Source organism: Mesorhizobium newzealandense (genome assembly GCF_042682145.1).
GTDB classification, from domain to species: Bacteria; Pseudomonadota; Alphaproteobacteria; order Rhizobiales; family Rhizobiaceae; genus Mesorhizobium; species Mesorhizobium newzealandense.
The window spans coordinates 701,057-718,070 of sequence record NZ_JBHUGZ010000017.1; the positions used below are offsets into that span (position 1 = coordinate 701,057).

The following is a 17,014-nucleotide window of genomic DNA, read 5'->3' on the forward strand; positions in this document are numbered from 1 at the left end:
CTACTGCTCAGGCGAGACTACGGTTCGGTGTACCTCACCCTTGCCGTCGCGCTCAATGCGATGGGTTGCATTGATGCTCAAGAAAAGCGGACCGTATTGCTGTTCCAGTTGCCGCCGCCCGCTCGCTGTTAGAATTACAGCCTGACCGTTCCCGCATAACTCGGTGTCGCGCCTATCTGTGGTGTCGGTCCCATCAATCCATAAAACGGTACGAGCAACGATCGATCCGTCCGAATCAAGAAGCTCCAACGGAGTCGCTCTCGAGCGCGACCAACCTAGAGACCTGGCAGTGAATGGACAAATCGTGATGATGGATTCGCCCAAATCGCCAAAGATATTGCTTGGAATGCGGCAAATAAGCTTGCTTTCCTTCTCCCGGTAGAGAGGCCGGAGATCGTCCAATTCGACGAGACATGGCAGGCCCTCTATGCCGTCTGTCAAGTCGACCTGTACAGGAAAGACCAGCCGTGAGCATTCTGCCCTCTCGCGCCACACTGTCACTCTGGAAAAGCTTTTCTCGGCAAGAACAAATTGTCCGGGGATCACAGCTGAACAAAGCGAGCCTTCCGCGGCCTCTAGCCATTCCTCGTGCCTGACGCCTCCATGTTCTCGGTGGGGCAAATCGGGCTGCGGCACCCAATCAGGCCTCGGCTCGGGTTCAATCGCGAATCCTGACAACGATGGGCCTCCGATTTCAGCCCAGACCGTTGGGAAAATCCGCGGATCGACCGCATTCGCAAGCGCCAACTCGTTGAGCATCTTCCCAAACCCCCGCACAGCTGCCATTGGCAAGGGTCGACGGAAAGTGAATTGCAGCGTCATTCGCCGTAGGCTGGCCAAAATGGTATCCTCTGCCTCCGGGCCGAACGCAGCTCGCCCGCCTTCCTTCCTCATGAAATCAGCACATCGCCGACGCAACAAATCCAACGATACGTCACAATGATCAGCTAGTATCCGAAACGGAAACCGCAAGAATGCTGTCCATGTCCACGGATCATCTGACCAAACTGGGCGCTGGCCGGGACCAAGCCCTGGGGGCGGATCAAAATCCATCGCCTGATCGGAGTCTGTTGTGACCAACCGGTAAAATGCCGGCAGTGGCACCGTAGCGTGCTCTTCCAACGGCTCGCCAAGATGAACGAGCACGCGCTTGGCCTGACTGGAGACTACGAAGTCATCGTTAGACGCAGCGCATTTGGCCTCGGCCACCAAAACGTCGCGCAAGTGAGAGACATCTCGGAGCCTAAAGATTAGAGCCGCTGCCTCCCTATGACCGTCAGATTGCTGCTTCAGCAACCCTAAGAATGTGGCAAAGAAGCGCTCGCCTCCTCCCCGGCACGCAATCAGAGAGGCGGCCGCCCGCCCATGGTGCAGAATTGTAGGACACGAGAAGCCGAAGGCCTTAACGACAATGAACGCCAACAAATCCGAACAACTAGCGATGCCGGCGATGGGTTCAACGGGCCCTGCAAGCCGATACTCGCGGTATTGCCGCAAGTGCTGTTCGGTTTCGATCCACAGCGCTTCGTGTGGCATCTCGACGGTGACCTGCTCTAAAACCGTGTCTAGGTTGAGAAAAAGCGCGGGGCCAGAAGTCTGGCCTGTCGTGAGCTCGCCCAGAAGGACATCGTAGCCCTTCTCGCGCCCTGCATCGCCTTCCAACTCGATCCGCAGCCTTTGCAACTCGAGTTTTTCGCCGCCCATAAAGGATGACCAATAGCCTGTGATGGCAGCCTTCTCGGCTTTAACAAATAGGCGAAGCGCGCCGGCACGATCTCCTAAATCCATCAACCTTCTTGAGCATGCCACCATCAACTTAGCATCTCGGTCCAAGTGTGGACGAACAGCCAGAAAGCCCTCGATTTCCGATTTGGACGCATTGTTGGCAAGGCGCTCCGCAGCTCGGCCATAGGAATAATCCAGCCCTTCTCCGCGTTCGGATAGCCCATCTCCATGCGCCAGTAGTTCGGCGAAGGAGGAAACCTCAATATCGAGTGAAATCCCGGCCGAAACCCCATCTCCCGGCGAGCGAGGCGCGCCGTGCTCTACTCTCGAAAGGTGCTGGACGGCTTCGTTTGCGCGCTTCAGCGACTCAGCAGCCGTGAGGTTGGTTTCCGGAGCGACAGAAACAATCAGGTCCAGCAAAGCCACCCGTTGCGAGGCCGGGCACCACCGCATGGCCGCCGCGATAAGCTTCTCTACTGGTTTCGCGCGATCGGCAGCGCTCAAGGCATTTAAACAAGCCGGAATGCACCGATTTAGCTTGTCATGATAAAAAGGAACAACCAGCCTGCCAAAGGCATCCAAGACAGATGCCGCCAAGCAAGCATCGTGAATGGCAATCGACGCCAGCACCGAGTCGACGAGCCTCGCCCACGAGACCAGATCGCTTTCAACTAAACGCGAAATGATGCCAGCTGCGGCGCGCGGCGCCGCGCCGACGCCGAGCAGCAAATCCGGAATGAGCCGCATCGCTGTTTCGTCGCCTTCAGTTTCGTCCATGCCAAGAATAAACCTGGCAAACTCCAGTGCATGGGCCTCGGCCCTAGCCGGCGAAGCTTTGCAGGCGTCAACGAACGCCGCAGCCCAGAATGTGTATTGCGGCTCCTTTTTCGCTCGAAGCCAGTAACCAAAAGTGTCCCGATGCATCTCCCGCAAAACTGCGTGTGCCTCGGGAAACAGCCCGACGTTGGCGAATGCTCGCGCAAAATCGGCCTGCGATTCAACGACCTCCTGTGGGGTTCGCCCCTCCAGAATGGAAGGTTGGGTGCTTTCGATACGCTTCCTGGCATTCTCAACATCGCCGTCAGCTTCAAAAGCAAGCGAGGCAAATTTCAACCGGAAGGCTGTCGATTCGGTGAGATTGCCGCCTTCCTCGACCTTTTCGTCGATGAATGCGATTGTTTCCTTCAGCGCCTCGGGACCAAGAACACGTGCGATTCTCAGTAGCGGACGGGGAAGCCAGCCAAGCGCGGAAAAAAAGCGATATCCCTGAAAATCGCTGCTATCGGGCCGAGCGCTGGCAAAAAACAGGATGATCCTCTTAAGTTTGGCGGCTATCTGTCCAGCATTCTGCGGTTTCGCTTTTGCGCGTAGTTCGCCAAGTTCCCGAATCCGTTTGTACGCATTAGCTAAGAGCGCGCTTCGTTCACTACCCGGGGCAAGGGGCGCTTCGGGAACCTTTGTTCCGGTGAGTTCGCCCAAATGCACGATGTCGTAAATCTCCCTGCATCGGTCTTTGACGCTATCATCGTCTAAGCGGGGAATGGTTAGCGTAGCAGCAAAGCGGGCGGCTAGATTGGCGGCGCCGGCCTTCTCCGCGATAAAGCCTGCCGCTAGCCTCCAAGATGAATGAAGCGTGTTCAGTTCGGGCATGGCCACCGCGCGTTCAAGGCGATCTAATGCCAGAACGTCGTCGCCGTCATCCGCTGCCGCCATTGCCGCCTGTATAATCAGGCATGCCATATCGCAGGCGGTCAACGCCAGCTTGTCTCGAAGGGTTTCGAGGTCGGTGTCGGGATGATCTCTAACAGCACCAAGTGCGAGCCGAAATTTGAGGCCCCTTCGGTCGGCGGCGCCATCGTCGTCCGTGAAGTGCGGCAATTTGATCGACATGGAGTCGACAAGTGCCACGAGCTTATCGATCGGCCGGAACCTCTGTGCTCTCTCGATCCAGCCCAACGCCTCCTGCATGTCCACCTGGTGGTTAAACCCTTGTCCGCCAAGGAGTAATTCAAGGGGTTCGTTCGCTTCGAACACCTGCCTTGCAGACCCTTTTTCCCCTGCCGCCCACAACTCGTCCACCAGCCTCAGCCAGCCTTTGCCCGCCGACCCATTTTCCAACGCATGTTTGATGGCGAGATCGAGATCGCCAAGATCGAGAAAGAGGTCAACAAGATCGAGATCGCGTGTGGCTTCAAGACGGTATTCGATCTCCTTTGAGATCAGCAGCTTGTTTAGGAGCATCACGCGATCTCTCGTGGGCCGTACCGCAGCATAAGTCAGCCGAAGGTCATTGTTGATTTCGCTAGATGGTCTGAACGCGGCAAGCGAACGGCGAAAATAATCCGGCGTGCCAATTTGCAGGACGGCAGCATTGTCACCGGCGCGAGCACGGTAGCGCAATTCCATCCAATGCTGGAAATCTTCCACCGGAGCGGCTGAGGCGATCTCCGCCAGAAGGCTGTTAAAATTCTTCTCAATGTCGGGATCAGCCTTCCCAAACCTTTTCCCCGTGGATGCGGCGACGAAAAGTCGGAAGCTATTGTGGAATATAGCAACGCGCCCATTGTCGCGCTGTGCGAGCAGGAAGCCTGCTTTCTGAAGAAGGTCCTCCACGGCCGTATCCGAAGACGCACACGCCAATTGCTCGGGTGAGAGATCTCCATCCGCGCGCGCCAAAACCCCCAAGGCCGACTTTGTCGAATCAGCGGTTTCAAGCTTCGCCCACACACGCTCGTAGATTTGCTCTAGTGAGCGACCGAGACCGTTCGCGTGAGAGAGAATCCCGGCCGCCTCTTCGCCCGAGGTGGAACCTTTCAGTGCCTCAATGAAGTAGCGGGCCGTCAGCGGATGCCCTCTGCAGGCGTCGAACAAGTCCGCGCGTTCAACAAAGCCGGGTAGCCCGGCGGCCGTTGCCATCTCAAAGATTGCGCTTTTGGAAAGTGGATCTATGGCAACGTGTCGGTCCGGTTCATTTGCCTGCTGAACGATCGTCGGGTGCAGGTCTGCCAGTTCCAGCCTTTGGGTACCAAGCAGGAACAGAACGCCATCTGGCACCGCGTTAGCGGCGGGAAGCTCCTTCAGGAAACTGGAATCCGGGCTCTCCTCGCGCGGCACGTGATCAAGCCCATCAACAACGATAACGATCTTTCGACCTGTTTCCCTAAAGTGCCTACTGGCTTGGTCGAGCTGCCGCCTGAGCTCTGACCTCAAACTGGCGAGATCATCCTGGGCGAAACGGGATCCGAAAAATCCCTGATTTTTCAGTTCTGCAATCAGATCGTTCAGGAACTCACCGGCTTCCGCACGGCCTAAGCCATGTCGTTGCTCCGGATGAAAGGCAAGGTAGCGCGAGATGCCATAGTCTGCGGTGGAGTAAATACCGCGCTGCAAAAGCGTGGATTTCCCGGTCCCTGGTGGACCGCATAGCGCGATGTATCCGCGGGACGCGTTGTTTACCGCCTCAAGCAGCCTGGCTTCCGTGCTAGCATTTTCTTGAAAATCCGAGGGAACAGGAAATTCATGGATATTGAATTGGCTTAGCCTGCTGCGCCAACCGAGCTTTTCAATCAACTCGTTCTCGGACCATACACGTTTCGACCCTGCTGTGGCGACCAGCGTCGGAAGCAGGTTCCTTATCGCCTCGATCCGCCTCCGGTCTTCGGTTGAAAAGTTTTCGATCCTGTTGCGGTCACGCTCGGTTGAGTCACACAGCTGGAGGCTCATAAGAAATCGAAGGAACCGTGGTTCGTCCAATCCGGAAAGAGATTGAAGCTCGAGAAGCTTCGCTTTCCATATCGAATTGCCGATCAGATCTTGGCTAAGATCGTGCCGTGATACGAAACGGGCGAACTCAGCGCTGTGCTGGACGCCGGCGGCCCCGCGATTAGCCAGCGACGCATCGTTGGTGCTGAAAAGACCCGCAAACACATAAGTGAGCCGGATCTTTCCTTCGCCGAATTTGAGTTCCAAACTAGCCCACGCATCGGCCATTTTGCGAATGAGCTGGTCTGCCGTCAGCGCGGTAGCGAGCACGACGTATCCAGGGTTCAGCTCGGTCTTGATTTGCGTCGCGTGTACTTGCTGCCTGGCGTGAACGAGCAAGTCATCGAAAATGCCCGCCGATGGTTCGGCGATTGTGACTGCTTCGAGATCGCCATCCTGCATCAGCCGATACAGGCGACATGCTGAATATTCATATTGTTTCCAGTACCCGCCGATGGCGGCGACTTCGCCGGATGCAGATGATTTCCTTGGGGAATGAGATTGCGCCACCGAGTCCCGCCTTTTGAAAAGTTTATGATAGTGCGGATCGCAGAACAAACCAAGAATGCAGATACTTTATCCCCCAGGGCGCGCTTACGCCTGACAAGCGAGACGCGCACAGCCAGCCAGGGCAATGTTGTCCTGCGCAGGGTGAACCTGCTGCGGCATTTGAATCTCAGTCGAGCTATGACCTTCTCTCCCACCTAGCCCGCTGGCGTGCCCTTTCGCTTGCCTAGAGAAATACATAGTGATCGCTGACGATTCCCCTCCCTAACCAATTCTGCACAGTCGTCGCGAATGAGCGGCGGCGACGCGACAATCGTTTGCGTAACCTCCAGTATGAGGACTTGGTGCGAGGTGCCCGAGCCGCAATACGCATGGCACATTTTTGATGTCAAAGATCTATCTGTTGAATCGATCTAAGCAAGCCACCAAGCCGCCAAACAATGCCATAGGGCCAAACGTCAGCCACGTGACCGTACCTACGCGCAACTATTCGACAACTGTTGCCCAGCAAGAATGAGCCGGTACCGGTGTTGAATTTAGGACGTTGCTTAGCCTTATGCCAGAAGGAGAAATTCAATTCCGACCCCGAGTGGATTGTGGTGGCAAAATCCGGTTCTCAAACCGCTGGACAATATCGCGTGTAAGAATAGTGTCTCGATGTAGGGGGTGACGCTGCTCGCGTCATGGGGGAGGTACGAATACGCGTGGCGCTGGCTCCGACGGCCGAACAGATTACCGTGCAAGAGGTGCTTGCGAAGTTCGAGGCCGAATTCGCCCCGGTGGCGCGAGCGGTCGAGGATGGCGAGTTCGCGCTTTGGGTTGGCTCAGGGATTTCGAGGCAGGCGCCCAATCTCGGCAACCTGATTGAGCGGGCGTTCGACTATCTCCGCGAGAGAGCAGTCGATCCGGCGACGGCGGCCAACTATATGCCGGCGCTTGAGGAGGCACTTGTGCTTGCCGAAGTCGAACCGGCAAGTGTAGAGGCCCAATTCGGACAGGCACTCGCAGCCTGGCCACAGCATGATGATATTATCAATCGGCTATGGACCAATTATTCGCGCGTCCTCGACATTCGCATCGCCGGACAGGACGCGGACTTCGTCCTGTGGGAAGCGATTGACGTCCGGCGTGCATTCGAGCATCCAGCGCCTCCTGCTGCGGAGCATTTGTGCATTGCCGTACTTATCCTTGAAGGCGCCGTCCAGGCAGTTGCGTCAGCCAACTGGGACGGCTTCATCGAAGCGGCGATCGAGCGTGTCAGCAACGGCGTTCCAGGCGTCCTCCAGGTCGTTGTCGATCCCGACCAACTTCGTGGGCCTGTCGGCCGAGCGCGGTTATTGAAGTTCCATGGATGTATCGTGTATGCGGCCCGTGAACCGCTGACCTTCAGACGATATCTTACTGGCAGCCGCACCCAGATTATGGACTGGCCAGAAACCGCCGCATTCGCGGCGATGCGCAACGAGGTTGTTGGCCTTGCGACGACCCACAAAACGTTGGTACTCGGACTTTCGATTCAGGACAACAATCTACAGACGATCTTTGCGCGAGCGAAGGAAGTTCATGCTTGGCCTTGGCCGTGCGCACCGCATGCCCCAGCGCATATCTTCTGCGAGAATACGATCCAGCAGGGCCAGCGCGATGTGCTGCGTCTTTCATACGGCGACGGATACAATCACGATCCCGCGGCCGTCCATGAGGCCACCCTGCTACGCGCTTGGGGCGAGAAGGTTTTAATCGCTTTGGTCCTGAAGCTAATAGGGGACAAGCTCACACGATTGATGGAGCTTAGCCTCAATGCGATGGGAAAAGGCCCGATTGCGGCTGTACTCGATCCTCTGATCAAATCGCTCCGGGACGACATCGCTGGCCTAGCTGTACCCGTGCCTGGGAGCAAGGACCGGACCGCGTTTACGAATCTGGCCATCGCGCTGTGGTCGCGGATGCTCTCGCTGTTCCGTGGCGGGGTGCTTCCGGCAAATCCTGAAGCTTATGAGGCCTTGACCAGTTCAACACTGAACTTGATTGCCGCCGACCAGAATGCCCAGGCCATGGGGTTGGGGCGGCTTGGGGTCGCTCTTGCGCTCCTACAATACGGACGCGCAGCGGGACATTGGCAACTCAGTCAGCCGACATCCAGCGACCTGATCTCGGGGGCGATGACCGCCAAGGCATCCCGCCCGGGAGCGGTCAATCGCCCGCTATTTCTCGTCAAGTCGGCGACGGACGCCATTGCTCTGCAAAGCGACGGCGCTTTTGCGAACGACAATGCGATCGTCGTCCACGCCGATGATACCTGGCATCGCATGACAGGCGGTAGCGCAAGTGCGCGTCGGGTGCGCGCAGCTCCTGGACGAACTGGGCGAGTCGGCGAGATACATGTTAGCCTTGGCGACCTACTTTCGCGTTGTGGTGATGCAGTGATGCTCCAACAAGAATTTCTTTCGGAGATGATTCTGTGACTGGCTCGCCCCTTGTGCAAGCAGTTCAAGGCCGGCTTCACAGCGCCGGCTACAGCGATCTGTCGACTCCCTTCAAAGTTGCCGGGGTCGAGTTTGCATTCACTGGGGCGATGCGCGGGCGCGATGGTCGAGCCCTCGATCTTGTCCTGCTCGTAGACACCACAACTGGGGATTTCGGCGACCGTGATGGTGGACGCGTTCGCCAGCGGATAGAGGCATTGAGTCGAGCGCTCGACGTCACCGGATCACGCTATGTCGTTACCGCCATCCTGGCGGGTGCCGTGCTGGCTAGTGGGGTCGAGGCGCTGTCAGAAACTTGCCGTGTCCTACAGGTTGAAGGCATTGCCTTGAATGCCGAGGGCAGGCCTGCTGATCCCGTTGCTGAGCGTCAGCTTGATGATCGAATCCGTATATTGCTGCCGTTGACGCTTCCCTTGTCGATGCCGGACAACCAAGTTGGCGGCGGCGCGGCGATGGATCAACTCGTTCAAGCGCTGCCCGCCGGTACGAGCAAAGTGGTTGTCGACGCCGTGATAAACGCCTCAACAGCTGGAGAGCAGGCCGTCGCCGATGCAGTGGCGCTCGTAATCGGCGGTGCGTTCGAATCTCACCCGGTGGAAGATCAAGAATGAGTGACCTCATCCTCAAGAGCCTCGACGTCACAAATTTCCGCAGCATCCGCGGCCATATCCATGCGCCACTCGACGCCAAAGTCGTGCTTCTCCATGGAGAGAACGGCGCTGGGAAGACGAGTTTGCTGTCAGCAATTGAGCTCGCACTAACCGGAGGCGTGCAGTCGCTTGCTAGCGCGGATCCAGAGTATGAGAAGCAACTGCTTTTCCGGTCCGCGAGCGAGGGTAGCATCTTGCTTCGGACTCTCGAAGAAAAATTCGAGCGGACCTTCAAGGCGAACCTGAACGCGAATGGTGTCGAATCAGTCGACGCGCTGGATGAGAAAGAAGCGGCCTTCTTCAGGGAGCGTGCGTTTTTGCCCCAGTCGCTGCTCGGTCAACTGCTCCAGATCTATCAAGATGCCGGGAACGATGCGTCGTCACCGTTGGCGCAGTTTGTTGGCAAGCTTCTGGGGCTCGACAGGTTGGATGCGCTAGAGGCTGGATTGAAGCCGCTCGTTGACGTTCGCAATGTCCGCAAAATCGTCGACGGCTGGCAGGCAACTGAGAACGAGAAGACGCGGCTCGATCGTCTCCTAGCTGATGAGCAGCAGAGACGCGACTCTTTGAATGAGCAAATACAGAGCGCGCTCCTCGAGCTCACGAACCTCTGCTCGTCGCTCGAGTTTTCCGTTAAAGTCGGCGAGGACACACTTGACGAAGTCACCGAGGCGCTTGGAAAAACCAGTGACTCGGATGCCTTTGCGCAGCTGACTGATCAGCAACGAAGGCTTGCGTCGATCAACCGTGAGATCGATGAAGCGCAAAGCGCGACTGGTTCTGAGGCTCTACCTTCTCCTACCAATGCAGAAGATGCCAGCAAGGAGTTCGCACGCTGGGATGCAGAATATGGCCCCCGCGTTACCAGCCTTCGCGGTACTGTTGAAAGCATGCTTCCCAACATCTCAATGCCCAGCGATCTGTCACAGTTCGCCGACGAGGCGGTGAAGCGTCTCCGTACCGAGCAAAATCAGTTGACGGGGCGCGTGTCGCAGGCCCGGGCGGAGATTGCGCGGTATGCCACGGCTCAGGATGAGCGCGACGTCGCGCTTCGTCAGCGCGACACGATTGACGAGGAGCTGGCCCGTTTGTCTAGTAGCGCGGGCAGTCTCGGTTCTGTGCTGGCAGAGATGACATCGTTTCTCGTCGATGACATCTGTCCGGTTTGCGACCGGAATTTCAGCGAGGTCAGCAAGGGCTCGCTCGCAGAACATGTCCATAGCAAAGTGCGGGCTCTATCAGCATCGGCGGAGCGGCTGCTGACTTTAGGCCGCACCCGCGGCGAGGTTCAGGTCACGATCGAACGTCTTGACCGGGAGATTGAATCGATCGCTGCACGCCGGCTGGAGGAGAATGTCGTTGCCGAGTTAGACCGGCGACGAGCCTCGATCGAGGCGCTAATCGTAGACATTGAGGACATGATCGAAACGCTACAGGCGGGGGCACGATTGCGCGCTGCCGACATCGCCGCAAGGCGCGCAGTGAGCGGATCCCAGTCACGCCACGTCTCCCTGGCCGCCGCGCGCGAAACATTGAGCGCATTTGCAGTCTCCATCGGAACAACTGCTCTTGACGAAGGCGAGTCCTTTCAGGCTGCAGCGTCTAGGCTGGAAGAGCTGCTAAGCGCCCAGGTCGCCCGGTTGGAAGGCCGCCTCTCGATGAGGCGCAGCGGAGCGACTCATCTAGACAACATCCGCTCCGCGATGACTCGCCGCCAAGGAGTCGACACCGAGATCTCCAGCGACTCCGCATCTTGGAAGAGTGCCGATCTGGCTCTTGAGCAAGCGCAGGGGTTGCGCGATCAAGGCCTAGCGATCCGGAGCGCTGTCGACAAGATCCGGTCGGCCATCATTCGCCGGGAGTTCAATGACCGTCTCAATCGCCTGTGGCGGGATCTGTTCGTTCGGCTGGCGCCTAGCGAGCCGTTCGTGCCAGCTTTTCGCATTCCGCAATCGTCCACCCAGAGACTTCAACCTAAGCTCATCACCGAGCACCGTGATGGTGGCGAGGCCGGCGGAACGCCAGGCGCCATGTTGAGCGCTGGCAATCTGAACACGGCTGCGCTGACTTTGTTCATTGCACTGCATCTTTCCGTGCCGAAGGAACTGCCTTGGTTGGTTCTTGATGATCCGGTGCAGTCTATGGACGACGTCCATATTGCCCATTTCGCCGCGCTGCTGAGAACCCTGTCCAAGGAACACGGCCGGCAAGTTGTGATAGCGGTTCATGACCGTCAGTTGTTCGAGTATCTGAAGCTGGAGCTTAGCCCGGCATTTCCCGATGACAGCCTTTTAACGCTTGAGTTATCCCGTGGACCGCGCAGAGATAGTGTATGCCTGTCGACGCGGCTTTCGTACAAAGAAGAGACGGCCCTCTTTGTGGCTGCCTAATGGCGCATCCGGTCTGTTAGGGCAAAATGGCGAGTTCCAAATCGCCACTCTTCATAAATCAACTGAGCCACGTTAGCCCGAAGGTGTTCAGGCTACCTTCGAGGCGCAGCAAAGACTCGGCGACGATCCCATTGAAGGAATCGCGCTTCGCACCGCTAAAAAGAAGGTGACAATTTCGGTTAGGATTGGATCGGCAGCCATGACGGTAGCCATGACGGTAGCCATGACGGTAGCCATGACGGTAGCGTATGCCGATATGTTGAAGGATGGCAATTAATAGCTTGCAGTCGATCTCTCCTTTTATCCACCGGCTTTGACAATGTATTGTGCGCGCAGTCCGAGGGGACACCCAAAAATGCGTACCGTCTATCTTGATCAGAACCAATGGATTGCATTGGCGCGAGCAGTCAAACGGCCAGAGGATCATCCGGCCTTGCGATCGCTGCCAAGGCGCATTCGTGAGGAGGTCGACGCTGGGCGACTAAGGATCCCCCTGACCTTCGCCAATGTATACGAAACACATAAGATCAATGATCCCGAGCGGCGTAGCGACCTAGCCATAGTGCAGGCCTTCCTGAGCCAGGGGACCGTGTTTCGAGGCAGGCGTCGCCGGCGAGAGGTTGAGATCGGCCAAATTATCGCAAGCCTCGTGCAGCTCCCACCTAGCGTCCTTGCAGATGATTGGTTTCTTTCGAGGATATTCTTCGAGGGGGCGGCCGAATCGGACGTCATCTGCCAAGAAGTCGGGGTATCGGAACGGGTGGTGGAGTCGATCCGCAGCCGGCCCGCCGAGAGCCTGTATGATTATCTGGTTGGCACGCCGGATGCGGTCAGGACAGAAGCAGTCAAGAAGTTTTCAGCCGAATCCGAGCGTTTGCGTGCGATGGTCGAAGAGCGCCGGCAAAAACATGCAGCAGAAAACCTCGCTATGCGGCGCAGGATTTACAGCGCCTTGATGATGATCGACGACATAGACCTCATCCTGAGAGTTGCAAACGAAGTCGGTGCGCCTTGGAAGCAGATCGCGGACATTGGCAGCAGCAACGCGCGACGGATCATGAACGAGGTGCCGACATACCACATCGAGCGGGAAATCGCGGTTCGACTTGAGGCTCAGACTCGGCCCATCGAAGAGAATGATTTTCGCGATATGCAAACGTTCTGCACTGTAATTCCGTATGCGGACTTGATTGTCGGCGAAAACCAATTCGTCAATCTCGCCCGACAGGCCAGGCTGGATGAGAAATACGATACACGCATGGCAACCAGCCTCTCAGCGCTTGACCAGGCTTTGGACGATTGGGCTGGCCAAACTGTGGCCTAGTTCGTTCGGCCGATCCCAATCGGAAGGTCAAGAATGAATGGGCGCTATATGAGGGCGGCAAACTTATAAACTAATTCTTTGTCCAGCGATTCCCATGGGTAATGCTGAATCGATGCGCTGTGGTGGTAACTTTGACATGCTAGTGGCTGCGCCTTGAGCTGCGAATGATGGAACTTGTTCAAGTCAACCGCATTCTGGACGCAGTAGGTCCGAGGCATTTTCCTGAAAATATTGACCGAGCAGCGCTGTTGCGCGGCCTTGAGATATGCGCTCAGTGGTATCGAGAGGCGCTGCGGTACAGCACAAAGAAGAGCGATCTGCAGCACCGAGAACGATTGGCCGCCATTTCGAAGACAACGAAACGACTTCGTCATTTGCTCGACGACGAGAGCAAGGCCTGTGAGCTAAATAGATCAACCACTCTGCATCTTTTAGAGATGAACGATATCCAAGAACGGCTTGCAGCTCTGATCAAGGCGACAGAACGACATCTCTCCCAGAGAGAGATACGAAATGGTCCGCACACTGCGTATCAGCAAAGCTTTCGAAAATGGAGCCCATTTGAATGGCTCGTCGGCCGTTGGCTTCCACTGGTGTACATGGAAGTTGGCATGGAAGATCCTGGTGGCCTGGAAGCGTTGGTTGCAAAGGACAGCTCATATATTCGATTTGTCCTGGCAACACTAGCAGAGCTGGACGTCACCAGTGGGACAACAGCTTATTCTCGTTCATCTGTGATCAAGGCAATCCGATTGCCGTTTACCGGCAAGGTTCGCCGTAAAGGAGCGAGCCAGGTCGACCGGTACCTCTACTGGCGCGTTCAGCTTCTCCGAAGCGTGATGAATCCGCATCTCAACCTCGACACAGACCAAGATGCCTTGGGCAAAATCTCGTAAGAATGAGTTTTTTGCCCAAGTGTCAGCATGACAAGATGGCTCGAGTGGTGAACGAGGATCGTCTGCATGAAGCGAAAGCGCGTAGGAAAGCGAAAGCTGCCGCTGGCCCATCACACGCAAACGTGCAGAGAGATAGGATTCCTCGGCCGCCTTCTCGGCGACTCTTGTGAAAGGGCCGGGAATGTAGCCGGTACCGTCGTCGTTATTTCGATGCTTATGCTAGTGCTTCTCACCGTGTATCAGCTTGGGAATGCTGCCTACGCAGACGAGTGGAGGCAACTCTTTGTAGCTCTAGTCACGGCCGGCCTAGGTTTTTTGTTTGGGCGCAGGGTATAACGCTGCCTCAGGCTGCAGAACCCGAGCGCAACTTTTCAGATCAGCTTATGCGTATCTCGCGGAGACGAGAGCACCCGCAAGATGGCCGACCACCCTGTCATAGCAAGGAGGAGCGTATGTCGGCCCCGAACTCTGCAAGCAATTCTATCATGGCGGCCCTTGAGCAATTCGAGGCGACGGAAGCCAATCTCGTGAAGCTCGAGCGGTTATGGGACGAGATAGTCGCAATTATTCCAACCGGAGTCGTATTCGGCGAGAATGTTGAATACGAGGATCGTGCCCGCGCCTTCGATCTGCTCCTCGCGAGCCTTCCAGGTATCAGAGGGTGGAAACCGACTGCGACACCGCCGGACCTCGACGGCCTCGCACAGAGCCGACTAGACGCGATGGAGGTCGATGAGCCGAGTGCGCACGTTGCCGTCGAACGCTGGGTCGAGGAGCCCGGACGTGAACTTCGGGAGTATCGGTTCCGATTCAACAATACCCGCAAGGCGCTGATACGCGACGCGCTCATTGGGCTGATTGATCAAATCGATGCCGACATTCGGGCGGCTCGTGCTGGCGTGGCCGCAGGTGCAGAACCTCAGCAAGAGCTTGATCGCGAAGTGTGGAGCGGCATGCGTGAACACATGAAGCAGATTGAAGTGCTGCTCGGCTCAAGCGTGAAGAAGCCTGCGCGGTGGTCGGGCATGATGCGGCATATACATTTCGGACATGTCGGTGATCTCCACGATATCGAAGCGATGGACTGGCCGGATGTGAAGAATACCTTGCGGAAGGGCCTCTACGGCGTCAACGAGGCAGTTCCTGTCCAGGTGGACGACCTGTCGGCATTGGTCGCTGCCCGGCCGACTGGCCCGATCACGACAGCACTGGCGTGGTCAAAAATCGATGACCAAGCCTTCGAACGTCTGGTTTTCACGCTTATCAGCGACACTGCCGGCTATGAGAATCCGGAATGGCTCATGCAAACGAGGGCGCCCGACAAGGGTCGGGACCTGTCAGTGACGCGTGTTATCCAAGATGAGCTGTCGGGTACGCTTCGCCTTCGTGTCGTGATTCAGTGCAAGCACTGGACGAGCCGCAGTGTCAGCCTCGCCGACGTCTCGTCGACAAAAGATCAGATGGCGCTATGGCCGAACCCACGGGTTGATGTGCTAGTCATAGCCACCAGCGGCCGGTTCACTGCCGACGCCGTTGCCTGGGTTGAACAGCACAATGCAAATGGTGGTTCGCCCCGCATCGAGATGTGGCCGGAGAGCCACCTCGAGCGCCTCTTGGCGGCTCGACCAGCAATTATCGCAGAGTTTGGCCTGCGGGGGCATTGATTGGCGGTCGCGTTCTTCCATTCCTTGCTAAGAGTCAAGGAGCACGGACGAAAGCCCATCTGCGAGGAGCTAACCTAGTTGGATGACCGCGGAGTGGCGGGGGCCATCGTAATATTGCTCGGATCGATGACGAGGGTCAGCTGGTGGGCGGCTGCTTGGTCAACGCCATATTCGTCGAGGTCAGCGACATCCGGCCTCACGTCCAGTGCCTCGAAGCTGCTGGAGCGAAACCGCCAGATCGCATCGTCAGTTTGTTCAAAGAACACCTTCGCGCTGTAGGTCAGCGCGACGTCTGCAAAAGAGCACCTGTTGAAATAGAGCCCTTCTATGGGACCAGGCAAATTCGCGGCGCCGAGAGATTGAAACTCAAAGCGAGCCAGTGGCTTGGGATTGAGGAGTATGTCGACGGCCATCCGGGCATCGTTAGCCTCCCAGAATGCGTCGAAATCAATGGTCGCAGTGGAGTGCTGGCCGGCGATGGCGAGCAGACGCTGCCATCCATCCAAGAATTCCGAAATGATCGGCAACTCGCCGAGATAGGGGCCGGTGATCGGCTGATCGACGGGCAACGAAACCGCAGGAATGCTCGCGTTTCCGGAAATGGTCAACATCGCCCGACCGGTTGCCATCAACGCGAGTGCTCGGATTAGGTCGGCCCATTGATCAAGCGAGCGTCCGACTCCTTGGATGGCCGCAACCGTCTCGAAGTTCAGCCCACCAGACGTCAGGCGGATAATGAAGTCGGCGTGCCTGATGAGCAGTTCGGGTTCGTTGAGGCCCACAAGAGGAGGGCCGATGAACATTTCGCCCTCGAACCGCGCCGCCGAACCAAAGCCCTGTCCTCTGACTGAGATTTCGCACGGCCCGAGGGTTGGCGGGGTCAAGCGGATCTCATCGATGTCATCAAAGAGCGTCCCTCGATAGGGCAGCCGGATCCCGAAGCGATTATCGAAGACGCGAAGCTCGCGCGGCTGCAAGGGGACAAGACCGAGCAGCATATTGCTCAGGTGCTGCGGACCCTTGTCGATGGCGGTTGAGAACCGCGTATAGATGGCGCCGAGAGGGAATTGATGCGGAATTCGGCTCGGAGTGGTGCTGAATGACGCTGATGATCTGATTTGGTTGGGGATGAGAGCGCGGGATGCGCCGACAGGAGCCCGGAGGGCGACTGAGGCGCATCCCGCGCTGCGTCCGCGCATGCTACATGTGCGGAGCGCTGCAATCAGACATCGACCCACTACCACGTAAACTCGATGTCCTATCCCAACGGCCCGTGTGAGGGGACTTGCAGGTCCCCGGGCACTGATGCCGACTGGTTCACGGTATGCGCCAGCATAATGGCATTGGCGCATTCCGTCGAGCTTTTCCCCGCAATCCCGACGGCGTTCCGAGAGGTTCGCCGCCGCAATGCAAACCGGTCGTTTCTTTCTCTGCGCACGGTGCCGCTCACAGGTCTTGCTTTGCCGGCATTGCGATCGGGGTCAGCGCTTCTGTGGTTCTGACTGCGCCCATGAAGCCCGCCGTGACAGTCTGCGTGCGGCGGGGCTGCGCTACCAGAACACCCGCCGGGGCCGCTTTGCCCACGCCGACCGCTCCCGCCGATATCGCCAGCG

General features: G+C 57.4%; 8 protein-coding genes. 6 read left to right on the top strand and 2 right to left on the bottom strand.

The genetic code is table 11. From position 1 onward, the window contains the following. Positions 1-5,997 carry an ATP-binding protein gene (locus ACFSOZ_RS27695; RefSeq protein ID WP_379103211.1) on the bottom strand — a complete coding sequence of 1,999 codons (5,997 nt, stop codon included), beginning with the start codon at positions 5,995-5,997 and terminating at the stop codon, positions 1-3. 701 nt (positions 5,998-6,698) lie between these two features. Here ACFSOZ_RS27695 and ACFSOZ_RS27700 point away from each other — a divergent pair. The 6 genes from ACFSOZ_RS27700 (at position 6,699) to ACFSOZ_RS27725 (ending at position 15,401) form a co-directional block, all read left to right on the top strand. Next, a complete protein-coding gene (locus tag ACFSOZ_RS27700) occupies positions 6,699-8,456 on the top strand; it encodes an SIR2 family protein (protein WP_379103213.1) in 1,758 nt (585 codons plus the stop codon). After that, positions 8,453-9,088 (top strand): hypothetical protein, encoded by a 636-nt coding sequence (locus ACFSOZ_RS27705; protein ID WP_379103215.1) that lies wholly within the window; start codon positions 8,453-8,455, stop codon positions 9,086-9,088. The genes ACFSOZ_RS27700 and ACFSOZ_RS27705 overlap by 4 nt, the downstream gene beginning before the upstream one ends. Further along, on the top strand, positions 9,085-11,517 hold the full coding sequence (locus ACFSOZ_RS27710) for an AAA family ATPase (RefSeq protein WP_379103217.1): 2,433 nt from the start codon (positions 9,085-9,087) through the stop codon (positions 11,515-11,517). The genes ACFSOZ_RS27705 and ACFSOZ_RS27710 overlap by 4 nt, the downstream gene beginning before the upstream one ends. Positions 11,518-11,872: 355 nt before the next feature. Continuing rightward, positions 11,873-12,841 carry a hypothetical protein gene (locus tag ACFSOZ_RS27715; protein WP_379103219.1) on the top strand — a complete coding sequence of 323 codons (969 nt, stop codon included), beginning with the start codon at positions 11,873-11,875 and terminating at the stop codon, positions 12,839-12,841. A gap of 164 nt (positions 12,842-13,005) precedes the next feature. Next, entirely contained in the window at positions 13,006-13,737 is a 732-nt protein-coding gene (locus tag ACFSOZ_RS27720; RefSeq protein ID WP_379103220.1) for a hypothetical protein, read from the top strand. Positions 13,738-14,189: 452 nt separating this feature from the next. Continuing rightward, positions 14,190-15,401, top strand: a complete 1,212-nt coding sequence (locus ACFSOZ_RS27725; protein ID WP_379103222.1) for a restriction endonuclease — start codon at positions 14,190-14,192, stop codon at positions 15,399-15,401. 74 nt (positions 15,402-15,475) lie between these two features. Here the strand turns inward: ACFSOZ_RS27725 and ACFSOZ_RS27730 are convergent, their stop codons facing one another. Continuing rightward, positions 15,476-16,399: a hypothetical protein gene (locus tag ACFSOZ_RS27730; RefSeq protein ID WP_379103225.1), complete on the bottom strand. Its 924-nt coding sequence runs from the start codon at positions 16,397-16,399 to the stop codon at positions 15,476-15,478. Positions 16,400-17,014: the final 615 nt, after the last annotated feature.

Bases quoted from the DNA above. Each gene is read 5' to 3' on its own strand.
- ACFSOZ_RS27725 (WP_379103222.1), top strand. From the start codon at position 14,190: ATGTCGGCCCCGAACTCTGCAAGCAATTCTATCATGGCGGCCCTTGAG.
- ACFSOZ_RS27730 (WP_379103225.1), bottom strand. From the start codon at position 16,399: ATGCTGCTCGGTCTTGTCCCCTTGCAGCCGCGCGAGCTTCGCGTCTTC.
- ACFSOZ_RS27720 (WP_379103220.1), top strand. From the start codon at position 13,006: ATGATGGAACTTGTTCAAGTCAACCGCATTCTGGACGCAGTAGGTCCG.
- ACFSOZ_RS27715 (WP_379103219.1), top strand. From the start codon at position 11,873: ATGCGTACCGTCTATCTTGATCAGAACCAATGGATTGCATTGGCGCGA.
- ACFSOZ_RS27710 (WP_379103217.1), top strand. From the start codon at position 9,085: ATGAGTGACCTCATCCTCAAGAGCCTCGACGTCACAAATTTCCGCAGC.